17 protein-coding genes and 5 tRNA genes are annotated in these 20,032 nt (G+C 71.5%); 12 read left to right on the forward strand and 10 right to left on the reverse strand.

All coding sequences use genetic code 11. The features are described from left to right. Nucleotides 1–111 precede the first annotated feature (111 nt). The 8 genes from PS271_RS21090 to PS271_RS21125 form a co-directional block, all read right to left on the reverse strand. Entirely contained in the window at nucleotides 112–693 is a 582-nt protein-coding gene (locus PS271_RS21090) for a GTP-binding protein (protein ID WP_049717346.1), read from the reverse strand. Then, the gene (locus PS271_RS21095) at nucleotides 674–1,198 is read right to left on the reverse strand and encodes a DUF742 domain-containing protein (protein ID WP_398383752.1); all 525 of its coding nucleotides are present in this window, start codon (nucleotides 1,196–1,198) and stop codon (nucleotides 674–676) included. Before PS271_RS21095 ends, PS271_RS21090 begins: the two co-directional genes overlap by 20 nt. Nucleotides 1,199–1,280: 82 nt before the next feature. Then, nucleotides 1,281–1,703 (reverse strand): roadblock/LC7 domain-containing protein, encoded by a 423-nt coding sequence (locus PS271_RS21100; RefSeq protein ID WP_049717348.1) that lies wholly within the window; start codon nucleotides 1,701–1,703, stop codon nucleotides 1,281–1,283. 1 nt (nucleotide 1,704) lies between these two features. Continuing rightward, nucleotides 1,705–4,917 carry a sensor histidine kinase gene (locus PS271_RS21105; protein WP_398383753.1) on the reverse strand — a complete coding sequence of 1,071 codons (3,213 nt, stop codon included), beginning with the start codon at nucleotides 4,915–4,917 and terminating at the stop codon, nucleotides 1,705–1,707. A 373-nt stretch (nucleotides 4,918–5,290) separates the two neighbouring features. Then, complete coding sequence (locus PS271_RS21110; RefSeq protein ID WP_120753884.1) at nucleotides 5,291–5,887, reverse strand: GTP-binding protein; 597 nt, start codon at nucleotides 5,885–5,887, stop codon at nucleotides 5,291–5,293. Continuing rightward, complete coding sequence (locus tag PS271_RS21115; RefSeq protein WP_030370003.1) at nucleotides 5,868–6,275, reverse strand: DUF742 domain-containing protein; 408 nt, start codon at nucleotides 6,273–6,275, stop codon at nucleotides 5,868–5,870. The genes PS271_RS21110 and PS271_RS21115 overlap by 20 nt, the downstream gene beginning before the upstream one ends. A 104-nt stretch (nucleotides 6,276–6,379) precedes the next feature. Next, on the reverse strand, nucleotides 6,380–6,793 hold the full coding sequence (locus PS271_RS21120; RefSeq protein ID WP_190022198.1) for a roadblock/LC7 domain-containing protein: 414 nt from the start codon (nucleotides 6,791–6,793) through the stop codon (nucleotides 6,380–6,382). 9 nt (nucleotides 6,794–6,802) lie between these two features. After that, the gene (locus PS271_RS21125; RefSeq protein WP_398383756.1) at nucleotides 6,803–10,576 is read right to left on the reverse strand and encodes a sensor histidine kinase; all 3,774 of its coding nucleotides are present in this window, start codon (nucleotides 10,574–10,576) and stop codon (nucleotides 6,803–6,805) included. 481 nt (nucleotides 10,577–11,057) lie between these two features. Here PS271_RS21125 and PS271_RS21130 point away from each other — a divergent pair, with 481 nt between their 5' ends. From PS271_RS21130 to PS271_RS21175, 10 genes are all read left to right on the forward strand, one after another. Next, nucleotides 11,058–11,279: a hypothetical protein gene (locus tag PS271_RS21130; RefSeq protein WP_398383758.1), complete on the forward strand. Its 222-nt coding sequence runs from the start codon at nucleotides 11,058–11,060 to the stop codon at nucleotides 11,277–11,279. A gap of 149 nt (nucleotides 11,280–11,428) precedes the next feature. After that, nucleotides 11,429–12,211, forward strand: coding sequence for a fumarylacetoacetate hydrolase family protein (locus PS271_RS21135; RefSeq protein ID WP_398383760.1), 783 nt, complete (start codon nucleotides 11,429–11,431; stop codon nucleotides 12,209–12,211). Further along, the gene (gene gltX / locus PS271_RS21140; RefSeq protein ID WP_398383761.1) at nucleotides 12,204–13,676 is read left to right on the forward strand and encodes a glutamate--tRNA ligase; all 1,473 of its coding nucleotides are present in this window, start codon (nucleotides 12,204–12,206) and stop codon (nucleotides 13,674–13,676) included. Before PS271_RS21135 ends, gltX begins: the two co-directional genes overlap by 8 nt. Nucleotides 13,677–13,913: 237 nt before the next feature. Next, a tRNA-Gln gene (locus tag PS271_RS21145) sits at nucleotides 13,914–13,985 on the forward strand. Between the two features lie 81 nt (nucleotides 13,986–14,066). Then, nucleotides 14,067–14,139, forward strand: a tRNA-Glu gene (locus PS271_RS21150). 39 nt (nucleotides 14,140–14,178) lie between these two features. Further along, nucleotides 14,179–14,251: transfer RNA gene (locus PS271_RS21155), tRNA-Glu, on the forward strand. A gap of 18 nt (nucleotides 14,252–14,269) precedes the next feature. Beyond that, a tRNA-Gln gene (locus PS271_RS21160) sits at nucleotides 14,270–14,341 on the forward strand. A gap of 42 nt (nucleotides 14,342–14,383) precedes the next feature. Next, a tRNA-Glu gene (locus tag PS271_RS21165) sits at nucleotides 14,384–14,459 on the forward strand. Nucleotides 14,460–14,711: 252 nt separating this feature from the next. Further along, a complete protein-coding gene (locus PS271_RS21170; RefSeq protein WP_356277851.1) occupies nucleotides 14,712–15,053 on the forward strand; it encodes an STAS domain-containing protein in 342 nt (113 codons plus the stop codon). After that, nucleotides 15,043–16,032: an anti-sigma factor RsbA family regulatory protein gene (locus PS271_RS21175; protein ID WP_398383762.1), complete on the forward strand. Its 990-nt coding sequence runs from the start codon at nucleotides 15,043–15,045 to the stop codon at nucleotides 16,030–16,032. Before PS271_RS21170 ends, PS271_RS21175 begins: the two co-directional genes overlap by 11 nt. Before the next feature lie 203 nt (nucleotides 16,033–16,235). On the opposite strand, the gene PS271_RS21180 is transcribed toward PS271_RS21175, so the two are convergent. Beyond that, complete coding sequence (locus PS271_RS21180) at nucleotides 16,236–16,907, reverse strand: MerR family transcriptional regulator (protein ID WP_398383763.1); 672 nt, start codon at nucleotides 16,905–16,907, stop codon at nucleotides 16,236–16,238. An 81-nt stretch (nucleotides 16,908–16,988) separates the two neighbouring features. Here PS271_RS21180 and PS271_RS21185 point away from each other — a divergent pair, with 81 nt between their 5' ends. Next, a complete protein-coding gene (locus tag PS271_RS21185; RefSeq protein WP_398383764.1) occupies nucleotides 16,989–17,492 on the forward strand; it encodes a DUF4188 domain-containing protein in 504 nt (167 codons plus the stop codon). A 221-nt stretch (nucleotides 17,493–17,713) separates the two neighbouring features. On the opposite strand, the gene ndgR is transcribed toward PS271_RS21185, so the two are convergent. Next, complete coding sequence (ndgR, locus tag PS271_RS21190) at nucleotides 17,714–18,442, reverse strand: IclR family transcriptional regulator NdgR (protein WP_398383765.1); 729 nt, start codon at nucleotides 18,440–18,442, stop codon at nucleotides 17,714–17,716. A gap of 127 nt (nucleotides 18,443–18,569) precedes the next feature. Between ndgR and leuC the strand changes: the two genes are divergently transcribed. Continuing rightward, nucleotides 18,570–20,030 carry a 3-isopropylmalate dehydratase large subunit gene (leuC, locus tag PS271_RS21195; RefSeq protein ID WP_398383767.1) on the forward strand — a complete coding sequence of 487 codons (1,461 nt, stop codon included), beginning with the start codon at nucleotides 18,570–18,572 and terminating at the stop codon, nucleotides 20,028–20,030. The last annotated feature ends 2 nt before the right edge of the window (nucleotides 20,031–20,032 follow it).

Below are 20,032 nucleotides of genomic sequence, written 5' to 3' on the forward strand. Positions count from 1 at the left end.
CGGCTCGTACCGCCTCATGCCCCCCGGCAACGCAGAAGGTCCCCGCACACTCCACCAGGAGCGCGGGGACCTTTCTGCGTCGATGGGGCCGGCGTCGGTGCGGCCGGGGCCTCACCGCAGGCGCGCCATCAGGGCGTGCTCGACCAGGGTGATCAGGGCGCTCTTCGCCTCGTTGCGGTGGCGGGCGTCGGTCGTGATGATCGGCGCGTCGGGGCCGATCTGGAGCGCCTCGCGGACCTCGTCCGGCGTGTAGGGCTGGTGCCCGTCGAAGCCGTTGAGGGCGATGACGAAGGGCAGGCCGCTGTTCTCGAAGTAGTCGACCGCGGGGAAGCAGTCGGCGAGACGGCGGGTGTCGACCAGCACCACGGCGCCGATGGCACCGCGCACGAGGTCGTCCCACATGAACCAGAAGCGGTCCTGACCGGGGGTACCGAACAGGTACAGGATCAGGTCCTGGTCCAGGGTGATACGGCCGAAGTCCATGGCCACGGTCGTCGTGGTCTTGTCCGGCGCGTGGGTGAGGTCGTCGATGCCCGCCGAGGCGGACGTCATCACGGCTTCGGTCCGCAGCGGGTTGATCTCCGAGACCGCACCGACGAACGTGGTCTTGCCCACGCCGAAACCGCCTGCCACCACGATCTTCGCGGAGGTGGTGGAGCGGGCTGCCTCGCCGCTAGAGGTTCCGAAGTCCACTGAGCACCCTTTCGAGCAGTGTCACGTCAGGCTGGCCGCCGGCGGACTCGTCGCCGCCGGGCTGATGGATGGCGACGAGCCCGGCCTCCGCCAAGTCGGCGACGAGGATTCGGGCGACGCCGAGGGGAATGGTGAGGAGCGCCGAGATCTCGGCGACCGACTTGATCTCGGTGCACAGGTGGCAGATGCGCTGGTGTTCCGGCAACTGCCCGTGAAGCTGGGCCGGCTGGGCCGTGGTGTGCACCAGCGCCTCGATGGCGAGCTGGTACCGCGGCCGGGTCCGGCCGCCGGTCATCGCGTAGGGGCGGACCAGCGGGTTGTTCCGCTTGCCCCCGGAGGGGGACGGCGACGCCCTGCGATGCTGGGGCGCCTGTGGTACTTGCGGCGGCCGTGATGGCTCCGCCTGCGCACGCGGGCTGGGTGCGGAGGGGAAGTTGAAGCGGTTCAGCGGAGGCTGAGCCTGCTGATCATTGCCATACGGGTAACCGCCGGGGGGCGTTGCCACGTCTCCTCCTCAACGTGCTGTCTGCTGCTGGTCGCGCCACCGCACCCTATGGCGCGGTGGCGCGAAACGCACTGCCTCTTTGCTAGTTGAGAAGGCTCCCCTGCAGTTCGGCGCGGAGGTCCGGGGTGAGGACGTTGCCCGCGCGGTCGACGAGGAGGGCCATCTCGTAGCCGACGAGGCCGATGTCGCACTCGGGGTGCGCCAGCACGGCCAGCGAAGAACCGTCGGAGATGGACATGATGAAGAGGAAGCCGCGCTCCATCTCCACCACGGTCTGGTTGACGGCGCCGCCTTCGAAGATGCGGGAGGCTCCGGCGGTCAGCGAGGTCAGGCCGGAGGCGACCGCCGCCAGCTGGTCGGCGCGGTCCCTCGGGAACCCTTCGGACATCGCCAGAAGGAGTCCGTCGGCGGAGACCACGACGGTGTGGGACACCCCTGGGGTGTTCTCCACGAAACTGGTGATCAACCAGTTCAGGTTCTGCGCCGCCTGGCTCATCGGGCTCACACTAACGCTCCTGATCGTAGGTGCCGCCGGGGCCGAAGCCCTGGTCGTGTTGCTCATGCTGCGAAGGGGTGGCCGAACCGCTGTCGGCCCCCTCGGTGCGCCCCTGCTGGACGCCGCGGCGGAGATTGCTCAGCCGGCCGCGTACGTCCTCAGGGGCACGGGATATCTGGGGTCCGCCCTGCGGCGTCTGCGCCGCCTTGCCCTCGATCAGATTGGCCTTGGGCACTCGGCGGGGCAGTCCGGAAGGGGTCACTCCACCGGCCTTCGGATCCCGGAGCTGCTCGGCACGCTGCCAGCGCTCGTCGTTCTCCGATCGCCAGTCGGGGTTGTCACCCTCGTGAGGCTGCTGTGGGACGTCCTGCTGGGGCTGCTCCGGTTCGCCGGCCCCCGCGGCCTCTTCGACAGACTCGGACTGCTGCCACTGCGTCGCGCGGCGCGGCAGACCGGACCCGGTCAGCGAGTGGGAGCCGCTCGAAGCGGGGCCCGGACGGTCGAACTCTACGCGCTCGGGCTGCGCCGTGTCAGCGGGCGGCAGTGATTCCGAATCCGCACCGTAACCCTGCTGTACGCCGTCCTGGTACGTACCAGGCTGCTGCCAGACGTCGCTCCGGGTCTGACCGGTGGTCTCCCCGTACGGCTGCTGCTGCGGGTAACCGGAGTCCGCGTAGCCCTGCTCGGCGTACTCCTGCTCCGGGTAACCGGAGTCCTGGTAGCCCTGCTGCGGCTGCTGCTCGTACGAGCGGTCGTAGGACTCGCCGTACGGCTCCTCGTACGGCTGGTCGCCGATCGCCGGGAACTGCTCGGTGTGCTGGTGACCCTGCTGCTCGTACGGCTGCTGCTGGTCGAACTGCGCCTGCTGCTGCTCGTAGGGCTGCTGCTCGTGCTGCTGGGGCACCTCGTCGCGGAACAGCGGGCGGTTGTCCGCCGCGGCCTCCAGCGCCGCGCGCCGCTCCTCGCGGAGCCGCGAACGGTTCACCGGGTCCAGCGCGGGGCTCGCCGTGCCGCCCTGCTGCTCGTAGCGGGAGTCGTCGAAGCCCAGCTCCGCCGCCGTCCGCATGCGGCCCATGGCGGGCGCCTGAGCGGCCTGCGGCTGCTGCGGCTGCTCCGGGACCATCTGCGAGACCGTGAAGCTGTCGGGGGACGGCTCGTCCTCGCCACCGCCACCGTGGGTGATCCGGTCCGGCAGCATGACCAGCGAGGTCGTGCCGGCCTGCTCGCCCGAGGGGCGCAGCTGAACCCGGATGCCGTGCCGCCCGGCCAGGCGGCCGACCACGAACAGGCCCATGCGCTGGGAGATCGCGGCGTCCACCGTCGGCGGGTTGGCCAGCTTGTGGTTGATGTCCGCGAAGTCCTCGGCGGTCAGGCCGATGCCCTTGTCGTGGATCTCGACCATCACGCGGCCGTCGGGCAGCCGCGTCGCGGTGACGCGCACCTTGGTGTGCGGGGAGGAGAACGTGGTGGCGTTCTCCAGGAGCTCGGCCAGCAGGTGCACGAGGTCGGTCACGGCGAGGCCGTGGATGTCCGCCTCCGGGACGCCCGAGAGCTCGATGCGCTCGTAGGCCTCCACCTCGGAGGAGGCGGCGCGCAGCACGTCCACCAGCGGGACCGGCTGGTCCCAGCTGCGGCCGGGCTCCTCGCCGGCGAGGACCAGGAGGTTCTCGCCGTTGCGGCGCATACGGGTGGCCAGGTGGTCCAGGCGGAAGAGGTTCTCCAGCTGGTCCGGGTCCGCCTCGTGCTCCTCGAGCTCGGTGATCAGGGTCAGCTGACCCTCGATGAGGCTCTGGTTGCGGCGCGAGAGGTTGGTGAAGATCGCGTTGACGTTGCCACGGAGCAGGGCCTGCTCGGCGGCGAGCCGGACGGCCTCGCGGTGGACCTGGTCGAAGGCGCGGGCGACCTCGCCGATCTCGTCCCGGGTGGTGATCGGGATCGGCTGGACGCGGGTGTCGACCCGGCCCGGGTCGGTCCGCGACAGCTGGTCGACCAGGGCCGGCAGGCGCTGCTCGGCCACGTCGAAGGCGGCGCGCCGCAGGTGCCGCATGTTGCGGCTCATGGAGCGGGCCATCATGCCGGCCACGAAGAACGCGAGCAGCAGGGCCACGATCATGATCGAGGAGTTGACGATCGCGTCGCGCTGGGCGTCGGAGGAGATCTTCTCGGCCTCGTCCACCGCCTTGTCGGTCAGGTACGCCTCGACCGAGCGGTACGCGTCGAACTTCGCCGTGGAGGCGTCCAGCCAGCTGTCGGCCGTGATGCCCGCGGTCTCCAGCTGCTTCTGCGTCTTGCCGGCCATGATCGCGCCGGCGATCTTCTCCTGCTCCGACGACTTCGCCTTGGTGGCGATGGCGTCGTTGAGCCGGCTGATGTCGTCCTCGGTGCCGCTCGCGTCGTACTCGGCGCGGGCGATGTACTCGAGGAAGTAGTAGGAGGAGAACGACGTCCGCTGGAGCTGCTGCTCCTTCGGGTCGGCGTTCTTCTCGACGAGCAGGTGGACGCCGATGGAGCGCTGCAGCGACTCGGCGGCCTTGGCCAGCGAGACGGCGTAGACCATGCGGCCGTACGAGGCGACGCTGTCGGTGCCCAGACCGGCGCCCAGCTCGTTGGCGAAGGCCATGAGGGGACGCTGGATGGCGCCGTAGCCGTCCTCGGTCTTCACGCCGGACAGCTTCGCCGTGTAGGCGGCCTTCCGCAGCTCGGGCAGGGTGGCCTCGGCCTCGCGGAAGAGCTTCATGCGGCGGCGCAGCGACGCCGTGTCCGGCATGTTCTTGACGGTCTTGTCGAACTCCGCGCGGGCGGCGTCCGTCGCGTCCTGGGTCTTCTTGATGACCGGGTTCTCGCGGTCATCCGTGAGGAGCGGCTTGGCCGTCAGGTCGCGCTCGTCGATCACCGCGTGGGCGTAGGTGGCCGCGGCCCGCACCACTCGCGCGGTGTTCGCGGCGTCCTTCGCCTCCTGCCAGGTGTCGACCGATCCCTTGACGTCGAGGCCGCCGAAGACGAGGGCCACGATCACGGGGATGAGCAGGATCGCGTTCAGCCGGACGGGCACCCGCCAGTTGCGGGGGGAGAACCGGCCGCCGGAGCCCGCGGCGGGAGCCGGGGTCTCGGGCACGCTGGAAGCAGGGGAAGCCGAAGGCGGCACCGCTGCGCGTGACGGGGGAGTGAAGTTGCCTCGCCCGTCCTGCGTCTGCTGTGCGGCGCCCGTCTTTCTGCGCGTCACTCGACCAAAACCTCTCGGCGTCGGCACCCGGGGTGTGTGCCGTTTTTCGAACTGGGCCGTTACTGCTCAGTTCCTGGAATTCCAGCACGTCGGGGGTGCGCATTCCAAACAGCGGGGGCTCCCGCCAGGCCACTCGATTTGCCCGACATAAAACGGGCATTAAGAGCGAGCGGCGCCAAATGGCGGGCGACATGTGCGCAGAGTGAAACCGGCCGAACGCGGTCTGTTGCCGCGTCCGGCCGATTCTCTGTCGAAACGTTATGAACTCCGGGCCGGGTCGTGTCCAATGCCACAGCCCCGCGGCAGTGCCGTAGCGGGCAATGTGCGTGACGCGTGACGTGCCGGAAGTTTCTGACGAACAGCCACCGAAGAGCTACTTGAGCCGGGCCATCAGAGCGTGCTCGACCAAAGTGATCAGAGCGCTCTTCGCCTCGTTGCGGTGGCGGGCGTCGGTGGTGATGATCGGCGTGTCCGGCCCGATCTGGAGCGCCTCGCGGACCTCTTCGGGAGCGTAGGGCTGGTGCCCGTCGAAGCCGTTGAGGGCGATGACGAAGGGCAGGCCGCTGTTCTCGAAGTAGTCGACCGCGGGGAAGCAGTCGGCGAGACGGCGGGTGTCGACCAGGACCACGGCGCCGATGGCACCGCGGACCAGGTCGTCCCACATGAACCAGAAACGGTCCTGGCCCGGCGTACCGAACAGATAGAGGATCAGGTCGTCATCAAGGGTGATACGGCCGAAATCCATCGCCACGGTCGTCGTGGTCTTGTCCTGAACGTGGCTCAGATCGTCGATCCCCGCCGAGGCGGAGGTCATGACGGCTTCGGTGCGCAGCGGACTGATTTCCGAGACCGCGCCGACGAACGTGGTCTTGCCCACGCCGAAGCCGCCCGCCACCACGATCTTCGCGGAGGTGGTGGAACGGCCCGTGCCGCCACCACCCATCCCTCCGCTAGAGCTTCCGAAGTCCACTGAGAACCCTTTCGAGCAGTGTCACGTCCGGCGTCCCGCCGGACTCTCCGCTGCCGCCCGGCTGGTGGATCGCCACCATGCCGGCCTCCGCCAGGTCCGCGACGAGGATGCGCGCCACGCCGAGCGGCATGTTCAGCAGCGCCGAGACCTCGGCGACCGACTTGACCTCGCGGCACAGGTGGCAGATGCGCTGGTGCTCGGGGAGCAGGGTCCCGAGCACGGCCGGGTCGGCCGTGGAGCTGACCAGCGCCTCGATGGCGAGCTGGTAGCGGGGCCGGGTGCGGCCGCCCGTCATGGCGTAGGGGCGGATCAGCGGCTCTTCGCCTTCACTCCCGTACGGCGCATGATGAGAGGCGCCGTACGGGCCGGGCGAGGCGGGCGGGGTCATGAATCCTCCGGACGGGACAGCAGGACTGGCAATAATGCCGTCGGGCGCGGGCCGGTGGGGGGTTTTCGGCCGTACGGTCGGACGGGATCGGCGGTAAACATCGGTCAGTTCAGCAGACTGCCCTGGAGCTCGGCGCGGAGGTCCGGGGTGAGGACGTTGCCCGCGCGGTCGACGAGGAGGGCCATCTCGTAGCCGACGAGGCCGATGTCGCACTCGGGGTGCGCCAGCACGGCCAGCGAAGAACCGTCGGAGACGGACATGATGAAGAGGAAGCCGCGCTCCATCTCCACCACGGTCTGGTTGACGGGCCCGCCCTCGAAGATGCGGGAGGCTCCGGCGGTCAGCGAGGTCAGGCCGGAGGCCACGGCCGCCAGCTGGTCGGCGCGGTCCCTCGGGAACCCTTCGGACATCGCCAGAAGGAGTCCGTCGGCGGAGACCACGACCGTGTGGGACACCCCTGGGGTGTTCTCCACGAAACTGGTGATCAACCAGTTCAGGTTCTGCGCCGCCTGGCTCATCGGACTCAACTAACGCTCCTGCTGGTAGGTGGGGTCAACGTTGTGGTTGCCCGTGGTCGAGGTGTTGCCGGCCTGACGCCCCTGCTGGATGCCCCGGCGGAGGTTGGTCAGACGGCCGCGCACGTCGTCGGGCGCACGCGAGACCTGCGGGCCGACCTGCGGGACCGCCTGGGTCTCCGCGGTGCCGTCGACGAGGTTCGCGCGCGGCACGCGGCGCGGCAGGCCGGAGGCGGTGGTGCCGCCCGAGGCGGGCTCGCGGACCTGCTCGGCCCGGCGCCAGCGCTCGTCGTTGGGGGACTGGCGCCAGTTGTCGGCCGCGGGCTGCTGGGCCTGGGGCGCCTGGCGGGTCTGCGGGACGGGGCGGGCCTGCGAGGGGCGGACCGGCCGGCCTGCCTGCGGGGCCCGCGGCATGTCGCCGAGCGGACCGCGCTCCGGGTCCTGGAGGGACCGGCTCGGCTGACGCTTCGGAAGGCTGTCCGTGGACGGGGCCTGGGCCTGCGCGGCCTGCTCCGGCGCGGCGGCCTGCTCCTCGGCGGTGCCCCGGAACCAGTTGGACTCCAGCTCCTCGAACAGCGGCGAGCTGTGCCCGGCCTCACGCAGCGCCGGGCGGGCGAACTGACCGGTGGTGCTGGTCAGCGGATCCTCGTCGGCACCCGGCTGGGGGTACTGGCCGGAGGTGCTGTTCGGCGCGTCGCCCTGCATGGGGCGCTCGTACTGGCCGGAGGTGCTGCCGGGTGTGTCGCCCTGCACGGGGCGGGCGAACTGGCCGGACGTGCTGCCGGGTGCCTCGCCGAGGGCGGGGCGCTCGTACTGGCCCGAGGTGCTGCTGGGCGTGTCGCCCTGCATGGGGCGGGCGAACTGGCCCGACGTGCTGTTCGGGGCGTCGACGGGGCGCGGGCGCTCGAACTGCCCCGTGCCGCCGGACGCGTCCGGACCCGCACCGATCGCCGGGAACTCGGCGGTGTCGCCGGGACCGGCGCTCGGCAGGGCCGGGCGGGGCGCGGCCTGGGGCGCGGGGAACTGCCCCGTGCGCTCGACGTCCTCGTGACCGCGCGGCGTGTCCTGCGCGGAGCGCGACGAGTTGTTGCCGGCGACCGGCCAGTCGTCCACGGGGGCGGCGGGCGCCTTCGGGGCCTGGGGCGCCTTGGGCGCGCCGGAGGGCTGCTCGCTGCCCCAGCTCGGGGCCTGACGGGCCGGAAGCTCGCCGGCGCCGGCGCCGTTGCCACGACCGGACTGGCCGTTCTGGCCGTTCTGACCCGGCTGACCGGGGCGGCCGCCCTGCTGGTTCGGCTGCGCGGGCTGCTGCTTGCGGCGGCCGCCCTTGCCCGCCTGAGGCGTGCCCGCCTGGGGCGCGGGCGGCGGCACCGCGGCGGGGCCGCCGTTGCCACGGGTCGGCAGCGCGGGGCGGCCGCCGGCACCCTGGGCGGGCGCCGGCGCCGCACCACCGCGCGGCGTGGTGTCGAAGAGGCTGCCCGCGGCGGGGTTGTTGCCGCCGGGCGCCGGGGCGGGGCGCGCGGGCAGGCCGCCGTCGGGCGCACCCTGGCGCGGGGGCAGCGCGGGGCGCTGCTGCCCGCCGCCGGCCGGCACCTGCCGGCGCGGGGCGGAGGCCGCGAGGCCGGGGTTGCCGCCCGGAGCGCCGGGCGCACCGTTGCCGCCGGCCGGGGGCACGGCGCCGGGCATCGGCTTCTTGCCGCCCTGGGCGACGTCGACCGGCAGCATGACGAGCGCGGTCGTACCGCCGGAGTCGGACGGCCGGAGCTGGATGCGGATGCCGTGTCGCAGGGACAGGCGGCCGACCACGAACAGACCCATGCGCCGCGAGACCGAGACGTCCACGGTCGGCGGGCTGGCGAGCCGCTCGTTGATGGAGGCGAGGTCCTCCTGGGAGAGACCGATGCCGGTGTCGTGGATCTCGACCAGCACCCGCCCGTCGGGCAGGGCGTGACCGGTGACCTTGACCTTGGTCTGCGGGGAGGAGAACGACGTCGCGTTCTCGAGCAGCTCGGCGAGGAGGTGCACGAGGTCGTTGACGACGCGGCCGGCGACCTCGGTCGGCGGCACACCGCTCAGCTCGATGCGCTCGTACTGCTCCACCTCGGACGCGGCGGCACGGAGGACGTCGACGAGCGGCACGGGGCGGGTCCACCGGCGGCCCGGCTCCTCGCCCGCGAGGACGAGGAGGTTTTCGCCGTTACGGCGCATGCGGGTCGCGAGGTGGTCGAGCTTGAACAGCGAGGACAGCTGGTCCGGGTCGGCCTCGCGGCTCTCGAGCTCGGAGATGAGCGAGAGCTGACGCTGGATGAGGCCCTGGCTCCGGCGCGAGAGGTTGGTGAACATCGCGTTGACGTTGCCCCGCAGAAGGGCCTGCTCGGCGGCGAGGCGGACGGCCTCGCGGTGCACGTCGTCGAAGGCCGCGGCCACCTTGCCGATCTCGTCGAGGCTGTGCACGCCGACGGACTCGACGGACGTGTCGACGTCCTGCGGGTCGGTCTCGGAGAGCTGCTTGACGAGCTCGGGCAGACGGTCCTGGGCGACTCGCTGGGCGGTGTCCTGAAGACGGCGCAGCGAGCGCACCATGGAGCGGGCCACGACGAAGGCGCCGACGAGCGAGATGCCGAGGACGAGGATGATCAGGACACCGTTGAGGATGGCGTCCTGCTGGGCGTCGTCACGCAGCTCGAGGGCCTTCTGCTCCATCTGGGAGAGCAGGGTCTGCTCGATCTTGGACATCTCGCCGAGCTTGACCGAGGCCTGGTCGTACCAGTCCTTGTAGGACTTCGGCTCGTTCTTGATGCCGTCGGCCTTGGTGAAGACGCGGTCGGTGTAGGTCTTGGCGGTCGTGATGTCCGGGTTGCCGCCGTTGATCGCCTGGAGCAGCTGCTGGGAGTCGCCGCCGCGGATGGCGGTGAAGCGGCGGATCGCCTCGTTCTCCGCGTCGTACGCCTCGCGACCGTACTGCTGGTCGTTCTGCGAGAGGTACGGGCCCTTCTTGTTGGCGAGGGCGGCGCTGATGACGGCGCGCTGGATCGACGCGTACTCCTTGGCGGCGGAGAACGTCGCCAGGGCACGCGTGCTGGTGATCATTTCGGCGTTGCTGGTCGCCTGGGCCATGTCCTGGGACAGCGACAGCAGGGCGTTGATCAGGCCGTCGTAGTTGTTGACCGAGCGGGCGATGTAGTCGCTCTGGCCGGGCTTGAACGAGTCGTCCCGGACCTGCTTGATCTTGTTCAGCTGCCGGGTGATGTCGACCAGGGTGGTCTGCACGCCGACCATCGTCGGGTCGGTCGGCTTCACGCCCCGGGTGGTCCCGTTGAAGGCGTCGATCGCCTGGTTGGTCTTCTCCCGCGACGCGGTCACGGCGTCGTCGCCGGGGTTGCCGTCCATCATCGGGCCGGCGGACCGGTCGCGCTCCTCCTGGAGCGCGTTGGCGAGCTGGGTCGCCTTGCCGGTCATGTCCGTGAGCAGCTTCATGTGGTCGAGCTGGTCGACGTTGGTGAGCGCGTCGTTGATCCGCAGGCCACCCAGCGTCGTCGCGGCGACGACCGGCAGGGCCAGCAGGGAGACGAGGCGGGTACTGATGCGCCAGTTGCGCAGGGCTATTCGTGAGCCCGGCCCGCTCGGCAGCTTGGCCTTGTTCGCCTTGGCCTTCGCCTTTGACGTGGCCTGCGGCCGGTCGGCGGATCCGTCGCCGGCCTGCCCCTCGGCGGACGGGCCGCGGTCGGTCGCACCGCGCGGCTCCGGCTCCGCCGCAGCGCTGCCATCCCTCTTGAAACGTCCCTGCACTAGCGTCGCAACCTCTGGACCAGGCGCCCCGCCGGTAGAAGACGGGACGGTGTCGAGTCGTGGGGGGACCGCGGTTGCCCCCTGGCGGTCCGTGGAATTCCAGCACAGTGCCAGATCTCCAACAAGGCCGGTGCACCCCACCGGCTCCGGCATCACGCTCAGTGCCGGAATTCGTCACGGGGCGTAGAGGACCAGGGTCTTTATAAGGGGCTTATTCGGACAGATCGCCGGGTCGGCGAGGGAGCTCGTCCGGTGTCCCAGATTCCATGATCAGGAGCGGAACGTCAGGTTCAGCCCTGCAATGTCCGTTTCGCGAGCGCCGAACTGCCGTCCGGTTTGCGGCATATTTCGGCGCACTCGTGAGCAAACTCACAAGCAACTCAGGACTTCACCCGCGGACGCGTGGGGATAGGCGCGCCTAGCCTGGTCCTTTACACAGCCGCGAGAACGACCAGCGCACCACGACACCGCGAGGCAGCAAGTGAAGACCACGACGACGAAGCTGACGTCCCGGAACGCGACCCCGAAGGCGAACCGCAAGACCGCCAACCCGCGCCGCACGACGCTCGTCCACCTCGACGACAGCGCCTCCCTGCGGATCGCCGAGGCCGTCGCCCACGCCACCGAGCTCCCGCAGGTCACCGCGAACCCGCGCCGCACCGTGCTGATGACGGCCCCCGTCATCGTCCTCCCGCAGGACTGAGCCCGCTTGCGGGCCGGGGCCGCTGCCCCGGCCCGGTTCCGGACCCGCCCCCGCGGCGGGCACACCGGCGCGCACGGGTGACCCGGCGGCCCCCGCGATAGCCTGGGGTGTCAGACTCCGGCCGGATCAGATAGGGGCAAAAGCTTCCCGTGCGCATCGCCAGGTTCTCCATCGACGGCAACGTCGGCTACGGCGTCGTGGAGGGGGATGCCGCCACAGAAGGCGGCCCCGTCCTCGACATCATCAAGGGCATCCCCTACGGCGACTTCGAGCGCTCCGGGACGAAGGTCCCGCTGGACAAGGTCCGGCTGCTCCCGCCCGTCCTGCCCAGCAAGGTCGTGGCCATCGGCCGCAACTACGCGGAGCACGCCGCCGAGCTCGGCAACGAGGTCGGCGACCTCCCCGTGGCCTTCCTCAAGCCCTCCACCTCGGTGATCGGCCCCGGCGCCGCCATCGAGTACCCCTCCTTCTCCAGCGAGCTGCACCACGAGGCCGAGCTGGCCGTCGTCATCGGCCGCATGTGCCGCGAGGTCCCGCGCGAGCGCGTCAAGGACGTCATCCTCGGCTACACCTGCGCCAACGACGTCACCGCGCGCGACGCCCAGCAGCGCGAGAAGCAGTGGGCCCGCGCCAAGGGCTTCGACACCTCCTGCCCCCTCGGCCCCTGGATCGAGACCGAGCTCGACCCGGGCGACCTCGGGATCATGTGCACGGTCAACGGCGAACAGCGCCAGCTGGGCCGCACGGCCGACATGGTGCGCTCCATCGAGGACCTGATCGTCCACATCACCGAGGCGATGACGCTGCTCCCCGGCGACGTCGTCCTCACGGGCACCCCGGCCGGAGTCGGACCGCTCAACGTCGGCGACGAGGTCGCCGTCACCATCGAAGGCATCGGCACTCTCACCAACAAGGTGATCAAGCGTGGCTAACGCGAACGTCCGCGTACGTTTCTGTCCCTCCCCGACCGGCAACCCCCACGTGGGCCTGGTCCGGACCGCCCTCTTCAACTGGGCGTTCGCCCGCCACCACGGCGGCACCCTGGTCTTCCGCATCGAGGACACCGACGCGGCGCGCGACTCCGAGGAGTCGTACGAGCAGCTCCTCGACTCGATGCGCTGGCTGGGCTTCGACTGGGACGAGGGCCCCGAGATCGGCGGCCCCCACGCGCCGTACCGCCAGTCGCAGCGCATGGACATCTACCGGGACGTCGCGCAGAAGCTCCTGGACGGCGGCTACGCGTACCGCTGCTACTGCACCGCCGAGGAGCTCGACGAGCGCCGCGAGGCCGCCCGCGCCGCCGGCCGCCCCTCCGGCTACGACGGCAAGTGCCGCGTCGTCACGCCCGAGCAGCAGGCGGCGTACGAGGCCGAGGGCCGCGCCTCCATCGTGCGCTTCCGGATGCCCGACGAGGCCATCACCTTCACCGACGTCGTCCGCGGCGAGCTGACCTTCACCCCGGAGAACGTGCCGGACTACGGCATCGTCCGGGCCAACGGCGCGCCGCTCTACACGCTGGTCAACCCCGTCGACGACGCGCTGATGGAGATCACCCACGTCCTGCGCGGCGAGGACCTGCTCTCCTCCACGCCCCGGCAGATCGCCCTCTACAAGGCGCTGATCGAGCTGGGCGTCGCCAAGACCGTCCCGGAGTTCGGCCACCTGCCGTACGTGATGGGCGAGGGCAACAAGAAGCTCTCCAAGCGCGACCCGCAGGCCTCCCTCAACCTCTACCGGGAGCGCGGCTTCCTCCCGGCGGGCCTGCTCAATTACCTCTCGCTGCTCGGCTGGTCGCTCTCCGCCGACCAGGACATCTTCTCGATGGACGAGATGGTCGCGGCCTTCGACATCAGGGACGTCAACGCCAACCCGGCCCGCTTCGACCTCAAGAAGGCCGAGGCGATCAACGCCGACCACATCCGGCAGCTGGACGTGAAGGCGTTCGCCGAGGCCTGCGAGCCCTGGCTGCAGGCGCCCCACGCCCCCTGGGCGCCCGAGGCCTTCGACCGGGCCGCCTGGGAGGCCATCGCGCCCCACGCCCAGACCCGCCTCACGGTCCTCTCCGACATCACCGCCAACGTCGACTTCCTCTTCCTCGACGAGCCGGCCGAGGACGAGGCGTCCTGGGCCAAGGCGATGAAGGAGGGCTCGGACGCCCTGCTGCGCACGGCCCGCGCCAAGCTGGCCGACGCCGAGTGGACCCCCGAGGCCATCAAGGCCGCCGTCGTCGCCGCGGGCGAGGAACACGGCCTGAAGCTCGGCAAGGCCCAGGCGCCGGTCCGTGTCGCCGTCACCGGCCGTACGGTCGGCCTGCCGCTGTTCGAGTCCCTGGAGATCCTGGGGCGCGAGCGCACGCTCGCCCGCGTGGACGCGGCGCTGGCGAAGCTCGCCGCGTGATCATCGCCTGATCACCGCCTGATCACCGCCTGATCACCGCTGACGCACGGCCCGCACGGGGCCCGGCAGCCTCTCCCGGGGCTGCCGGGCCCCGTGGCGTCCGCACAGGAGCGTCTATCGATTTTGGCGCCCCGTCCTCCTTCGGGTAATGTTCTTCCTGCGCCGCCCGAGAGGGCCGAGAGGCCGGAGCGGAGGGCGCAAGCCGGACAAGACCCCCTGAGGGGGGTGGAGTTACGGTGGGGTATGGTGTAATTGGCAGCACGAGGGTTTCTGGTTCCCTTAGTCTAGGTTCGAGTCCTGGTACCCCAGCAAGAGAAATTCTTCGCCGAAATTCTCTCGCAAAACTACTGATAAAGTAGAAGCGCGCGAAAGCGCAAAAGCGAAGTGCAAGCCCCCGTTGTGTAGCGGCCTAGCACGCCGCCCTCTCAAGGCGGTAGCGCCGGTTCGAATCCGGTCGGGGGTACAGATTTCCACTCAGGGGGACCTGACGGAGATCGCTAGGGCCCCCGTTGTGTAGCGGCCTAGCACGCCGCCCTCTCAAGGCGGTAGCGCCGGTTCGAATCCGGTCGGGGGTACTGGTTATAAAACCACCATGGGCTATGGTGTAATTGGCAGCACGAGTGATTCTGGTTCATTTAGTCTAGGTTCGAGTCCTGGTAGCCCAGCGCAGATTGCTTTTTGAGTCTGCAAAAGCAAAATAAAAGCAGGCCCCCGTTGTGTAGCGGCCTAGCACGCCGCCCTCTCAAGGCGGTAGCGCCGGTTCGAATCCGGTCGGGGGTACCACAGGAGAGAATGCCTCCCGCATACGCGGGGGGCATTTTTTCATGCGGCCTTCCGCGCACACCGGCCCGGCCCGATAATCCCCCCATGGCCCATCCCAGCGGCGGCCGGTGCCGGTCCCGCCGCGCCACGGAGCCCTGCCCGCCGAGGAGTTCGGGCGCCGGCGGGGCGCCTCCGCAGCGTCCGCACGACATCCGCCGCCGAGAGCCCGCCGCGCCGGACGCCCCCGCAGCGGCCCATTCCAGGAGCGTCGAAGTGGATCCTCTCGTCCGCACGGCCGAACTGACCGTCGTCGCCACCGTCAGCCCGCCGGGACTGCGGATCGAAGGGGTGGTCGACGCGGACTCCCACCGCCACCTCAGGGAGGCCCTCCAGTCGGTGGCCTCCGTCCGCGGCGACCTGCGCCTGGAGATGTCCCGCGTGGAGTTCCTGGACCTCGCCGGGCTGCGGCTGCTCATGACCTTCGCCCGGGCCCGCGCCGCCCGCCACTGCACCGTGGAGCTCGCCGGAGTGCCGCCCCACCTGCTCCAGGTCATCACCCTCATCGGCTGGGACACCACGCCGGGCCTGCGGCTGGGGGCCGCGCATGGCTGCTGACCGCACCGGCCCGGCCGCGTTCGTCCACCACGCCTGCCTGTACGGCTCCGACGCGGAGTTCCTGGCGATGGCGGTGCCCTTCGTACGGGACGGGCTCGCGGCCGGGGAACCCGTCCTCGCCGCCACGACGCCCGCCAACATCGAGCTGCTGCGCGCGGCCCTGGGCGAGAGCGCCCACCACCTCGACACCGCCGAGACCGCCTACTTCGGCCGCCGCCCCGTCGACCGGGTCTCCGCCTTCCTGCGCTACCACGAACGGCGCACCCGGCCGGGCCGGCGCACCCGCGTGATCGCCGAACCGGTGTGGGCCGGCCGCTCCGCCCGCCAGACCGCCGAGTGGAAACGCATGGAGTCCGGGCTCAACGTGCTCCTGGCCGGACTGCCCGTGTGGATGGTCTGCCCCTACGACACACGCGTCGTTCCCGCTGGCGTGGCGGAGGCGGCCCTGGCCACCCATCCCGCCCGCCTGGACGGCGAGCGGGAGGCCCCGTGCGCGTCGTATGCGGACCCGGCGGCGTACGCGGCTGCGATGGCGGGGCCGGCCGCCTCATGCGCGCCTCCGTCGGCCGCGTGCACGGGGCCCACGGGGGACGCGTCCGTGCTGCGCCGTCTCGCCCGCGAACGGGCCGTGGGGGCCGGGCTGACCGGCGGCCGGCTCGCCCTGGCCGAACTGGCCGCGCATGAGGCCGCCGCCTACCTGCTGGCCCGGGAGGGCGCGCGCGTCACGCTGCGGGCGTGGGAGGAGCCGGGAGCCTTGGTCTACGAGCTACGGCGCACGGAGCGGGAGGGCGGGCGCCTGGGGCGGGACGCGGATGTCCCGCCCTTCGCGGGCTACCGGCCGCCCGGCGACGCGCAGGGGGCGGAGGACGGCCTGTGGCTGGCCCGCACCCTCGGCGACTCCCTGGAACTGCACGTACGGGGCCCGGAGACGGTCCTCACGCTGAGAGTGGCGGGGGCGGGCGACGCGGAGCGCTTGTGAAGGGGCGGGGGCACAAGGCGCGGGGGCGTGAGGCGCTTGCGGTCGGGCTTGCGGTCGGGGCGCGCATGAGGCGGGCGGGGCTTGCCTGGGTGTGAGGCCTGCCTGAGGCGGGAAGCCCGCCCGGCCCGGAGGTCGCCTAAGGCGAGGCGCCTGCCCGGCCCGGAGGTCGCCTGAGGCGCTGTGGAGCCCATGGGCCTCCGGCCTCATGCCCCGGCGGCGCCGTCGGCCCCGTCGTCGCCCGTGAAGCGCCGTGCGGACTCCTCGGCGTGCGCGAGGCGGCGCAGGCTCAGCAGCACCGGCTCGTAGAGGACCGTCAGCGCGACCGCCGCCTCGATCTGCCCGGCCTCCGTGGGCTGCTCCTCGACCAGGTCCAGGTCCGTGACCGCCAGCTGCGCGGCGAGCCGTGCGTAGGGCAGCAGGTGCGCGGCACCGCACGGGTAACCGAGGCGCCTGAGCGCGGCAACCGCCGCGACCAGCGTGCGGTAGGCGGGGGACAGCTCCCCGAGCTCTTGGTCGTGCCGCCAGCCGACGTGCTCCAGCAGGGCGGTCACCGTGCGGCCCGCCGCGGCGACCTCGGGGTCGTCCTCGTCGGGCTCCGGCCCGGTCGGCAGGGCCCACGTGGCCGCGCCGAGTCTCAGATGGTGGTCCAGGGACTCGTCCTCCGCGGCGGCGATGACCTCGCGTGCGGTGGCCACCGGCACCTTGCCCAGCTGGATCAGGGCCCGCACCAGGCGCAGCCGGCGGACGTGCGCGTCGTCGTACTCGGCCTGGGTGGCGGAGACCCTGCGGCCGGGCTGGAGCAGCCCTTCGCGCAAGTAGTACTTGATCGTGGCGGTGGACACGCCACTGCGTTCGCTCAGCTCGGCCAGTCGCATGTCCTCTTGCGCCCTTCTTTGGAGAGTGGCACTATCCAAGCATGGATAGCGACGCTATCCAATGACTGGGGGAGTGTTCTCATGAGCGCACAGCCGATACCGGGACGGGTCACCGCCGCAGCCGACGGAGACGTGGTCGTCTTCCTGATCGGGATGCGGGTCAACCGCTGGCGGGCGGTACGTCACTGGGTGCCCACCCTCCTCGCGATGCCGCGGATGCTCAAGGAGCTCGCGCGCGACGAGCACAGCGGACTGCTGGGCTCCCGGCTGTTCGCGAGCGGACCGAGGGACCGCGCCGTCATCCAGTACTGGGAATCCCGCGAGAAGCTGCTCGCCTACGCCGCGGACCGGAGCAAAGAGCACCGCCCCGCGTGGACGGCGTTCAACCGCCGCGCGCGGGACAGCGAGGGGGCCGTCGGCATCTGGCACGAGACGTACGTCGTGCCGGCCGGCTCGTACGAGTCGATCTACTCCGGCATGCCGGAAACCGGGCTCGGCAAGGCCTACGGCATCGAGCCGGTCGGCAGGCGCGGCGAACGCGCAGCAGAACGGTTCGCGAGCACCGGCGGCGAGGCGGCTGCCTGAGGCAGCCGCATGGGGCGGGCGCGCGGGGGCGGGTGCCTGAGGCGGGCGCATGAGGCAGCCGCACGGGGCGGGCGCACGGAGCGGCCGCATGGGGCGTGCTGCCGGGTCGCATGAGGCGGCAGCTGCCCGTCGCATGGGGCGGGCCGTGCGGAGCGGGCCGCATGAGGCCCTCGCGCGGGCCGCCTCATGCGCCCCGCGCCCGCCCCACGCGGCCCCTCCCGTCAGCCGTTGCGGCGCAGTGCCTCCGAGAGGCGCATCGCCGCGTCCAGCACCGCCTGGGCGTGCATGCGCCCCGGGTGCCGCGTGAGGCGCTCGATCGGCCCGGAGACCGAGACGGCCGCGACCACGCGGTTTGACGGGCCCCGCACGGGGGCGGACACCGAGGCGACGCCCGGCTCCCGCTCACCGATCGACTGCGCCCAGCCCCGGCGCCGCACACCCGAGAGCGCCGTCGCCGTGAAGCGGGCCCCCTGGAGGCCGCGGTGCAGCCGCTCCGGCTCCTCCCACGCCATCAGCACCTGGGCGGCCGAGCCGGCCTTCATCGGCAGCGTGGAGCCCACCGGCACCGTGTCCCGCAGGCCGGACAGCCGCTCCGCCGCGGCCACGCAGATGCGCATGTCGCCCTGGCGGCGGTAGAGCTGCGCGCTCTCGCCCGTCACGTCCCGCAGGTGGGTGAGCACGGGGCCCGCCGTCGCCAGGAGCCGGTCCTCGCCCGCCGCGGCCGCCAGCTCGCTCAGCCGCGGGCCGAGGATGAACCGGCCCTGCATGTCCCGCGCCACCATCCGGTGGTGCTCCAGCGCCACCGCCAGGCGGTGCGCCGTCGGGCGCGCCAGGCCCGTGGCCGTGACGAGCCCCGCAAGGGTCGCCGGACCGGACTCCAGCGTGCTCAGCACCAGAGCCGCCTTGTCGAGTACTCCCACGCCGCTCGAGGCGCCACCAGTGTTGTCCATGCAACGATACTTGCGTCTCACAGTGTGAAACGCAAGTTCAAATTTCCCGGAGAAGCCTCAACCTGGTTGGAGAGCACCCGCAGCCACAGGAATGTGACCGGCGACGAAGCCGGCCGGAGGGACAGCGATGGGACGCACACTCGCAGAGAAGGTTTGGGACGACCATGTCGTCAGGCGCGCCGAGGGCGAGCCCGACCTGCTCTACATCGACCTGCACCTGCTCCACGAGGTCACCAGCCCCCAGGCCTTCGACGGCCTCCGCAAGGCCGGCCGCCCCGTGCGCCGCCTGGACCTCACCATCGCGACCGAGGACCACAACACCCCGACCCTCGACATCGACAAGCCCATCGCCGACCCGGTCTCCCGCACGCAGCTGGAGACGCTGCGCAGGAACTGCGCCGAGTTCGGGGTCCGGCTGCACCCGCTGGGCGACGTCGAGCAGGGCGTCGTCCACGTGGTGGGACCGCAGCTGGGACTCACCCAGCCCGGCACCACCGTCGTCTGCGGCGACAGCCACACCTCCACCCACGGCGCGTTCGGCGCGCTGGCGTTCGGCATCGGCACCAGCCAGGTCGAGCACGTCCTCGCCACCCAGACGCTGCCGCTGGCCCCGTTCCGCACCATGGCGGTCACCGTCGACGGCGAATTGCCCGAGGGCGTCACCGCCAAGGACCTGATCCTCGCCGTCATCGCCCGCATCGGCACCGGCGGCGGCCAGGGCTACGTCATCGAGTACCGCGGCACGGCCATCGAGAAGCTCTCGATGGAGGCGCGGATGACCGTGTGCAACATGTCCATCGAAGCGGGCGCCCGCGCGGGCATGATCGCGCCCGACGAGACCACCTTCGCCTACCTGAAGGACCGGCCCCACGCCCCCCAGGGGGAGGACTGGGACGCCGCCGTCGCCCACTGGCGCACCTTGCGCACCGACGACGACGCCGTCTTCGACCACGAGGTCGTCATCGACGCCGCCGAGCTCTCCCCGTTCGTCACCTGGGGCACCAACCCGGGCCAGGGCGCCCCCCTGTCGGCGGCCGTCCCCGACCCCGCCTCGTATCCCGACCCGTCCGACCGCCTGTCCGCCGAAAAGGCCCTGGAATACATGGGGTTGACGGCAGGTCAGCCGCTGCGCGACATCCGCGTCGACACCGTCTTCGTGGGCTCGTGCACCAACGGCCGCATCGAGGACCTGCGCGCCGCCGCGGCCGTCCTGGAGGGCCGCCGGATCGCCGACGGCATCCGCATGCTGGTCGTCCCCGGTTCCGTACGCGTGTCCCTGCAGGCCGTCGGCGAGGGGCTGGACAAGGTCTTCACCGCGGCCGGCGCCGAGTGGCGCCACGCGGGCTGTTCGATGTGCCTCGGCATGAACCCCGACCAACTCGCGCCGGGCGAGAGGTCCGCGTCGACCTCCAACCGCAACTTCGAGGGCAGGCAGGGCAAGGGCGGCCGTACGCACCTGGTCTCGCCCCAGGTGGCCGCCGCCACCGCCGTACTGGGCCATCTGGCCTCCCCGGCCGACCTCCCCGGCCAGTCCGTCCCGTCCGGCCCGGCCGGCGTGTCCGACGTCCGCACTCCCCTGGGGGCCTGAAC

The sequence above is a fragment of the Streptomyces sp. SCA2-17 genome, from assembly GCF_044336695.1.

Excerpts from the sequence above, each read along its gene's own strand:
- PS271_RS21115 (WP_030370003.1), bottom strand. The coding sequence starts at position 6,275 with ATGACCCCGCCCGCCTCGCCCGGCCCGTACGGCGCCTCTCATCATGCG.
- PS271_RS21120 (WP_190022198.1), bottom strand. The coding sequence starts at position 6,793 with ATGAGCCAGGCGGCGCAGAACCTGAACTGGTTGATCACCAGTTTCGTG.
- PS271_RS21175 (WP_398383762.1), top strand. The coding sequence starts at position 15,043 with ATGGCTGCTGACCGCACCGGCCCGGCCGCGTTCGTCCACCACGCCTGC.
- PS271_RS21180 (WP_398383763.1), bottom strand. The coding sequence starts at position 16,907 with ATGCGACTGGCCGAGCTGAGCGAACGCAGTGGCGTGTCCACCGCCACG.
- PS271_RS21185 (WP_398383764.1), top strand. The coding sequence starts at position 16,989 with ATGAGCGCACAGCCGATACCGGGACGGGTCACCGCCGCAGCCGACGGA.
- ndgR (WP_398383765.1), bottom strand. The coding sequence starts at position 18,442 with ATGGACAACACTGGTGGCGCCTCGAGCGGCGTGGGAGTACTCGACAAG.
- leuC (WP_398383767.1), top strand. The coding sequence starts at position 18,570 with ATGGGACGCACACTCGCAGAGAAGGTTTGGGACGACCATGTCGTCAGG.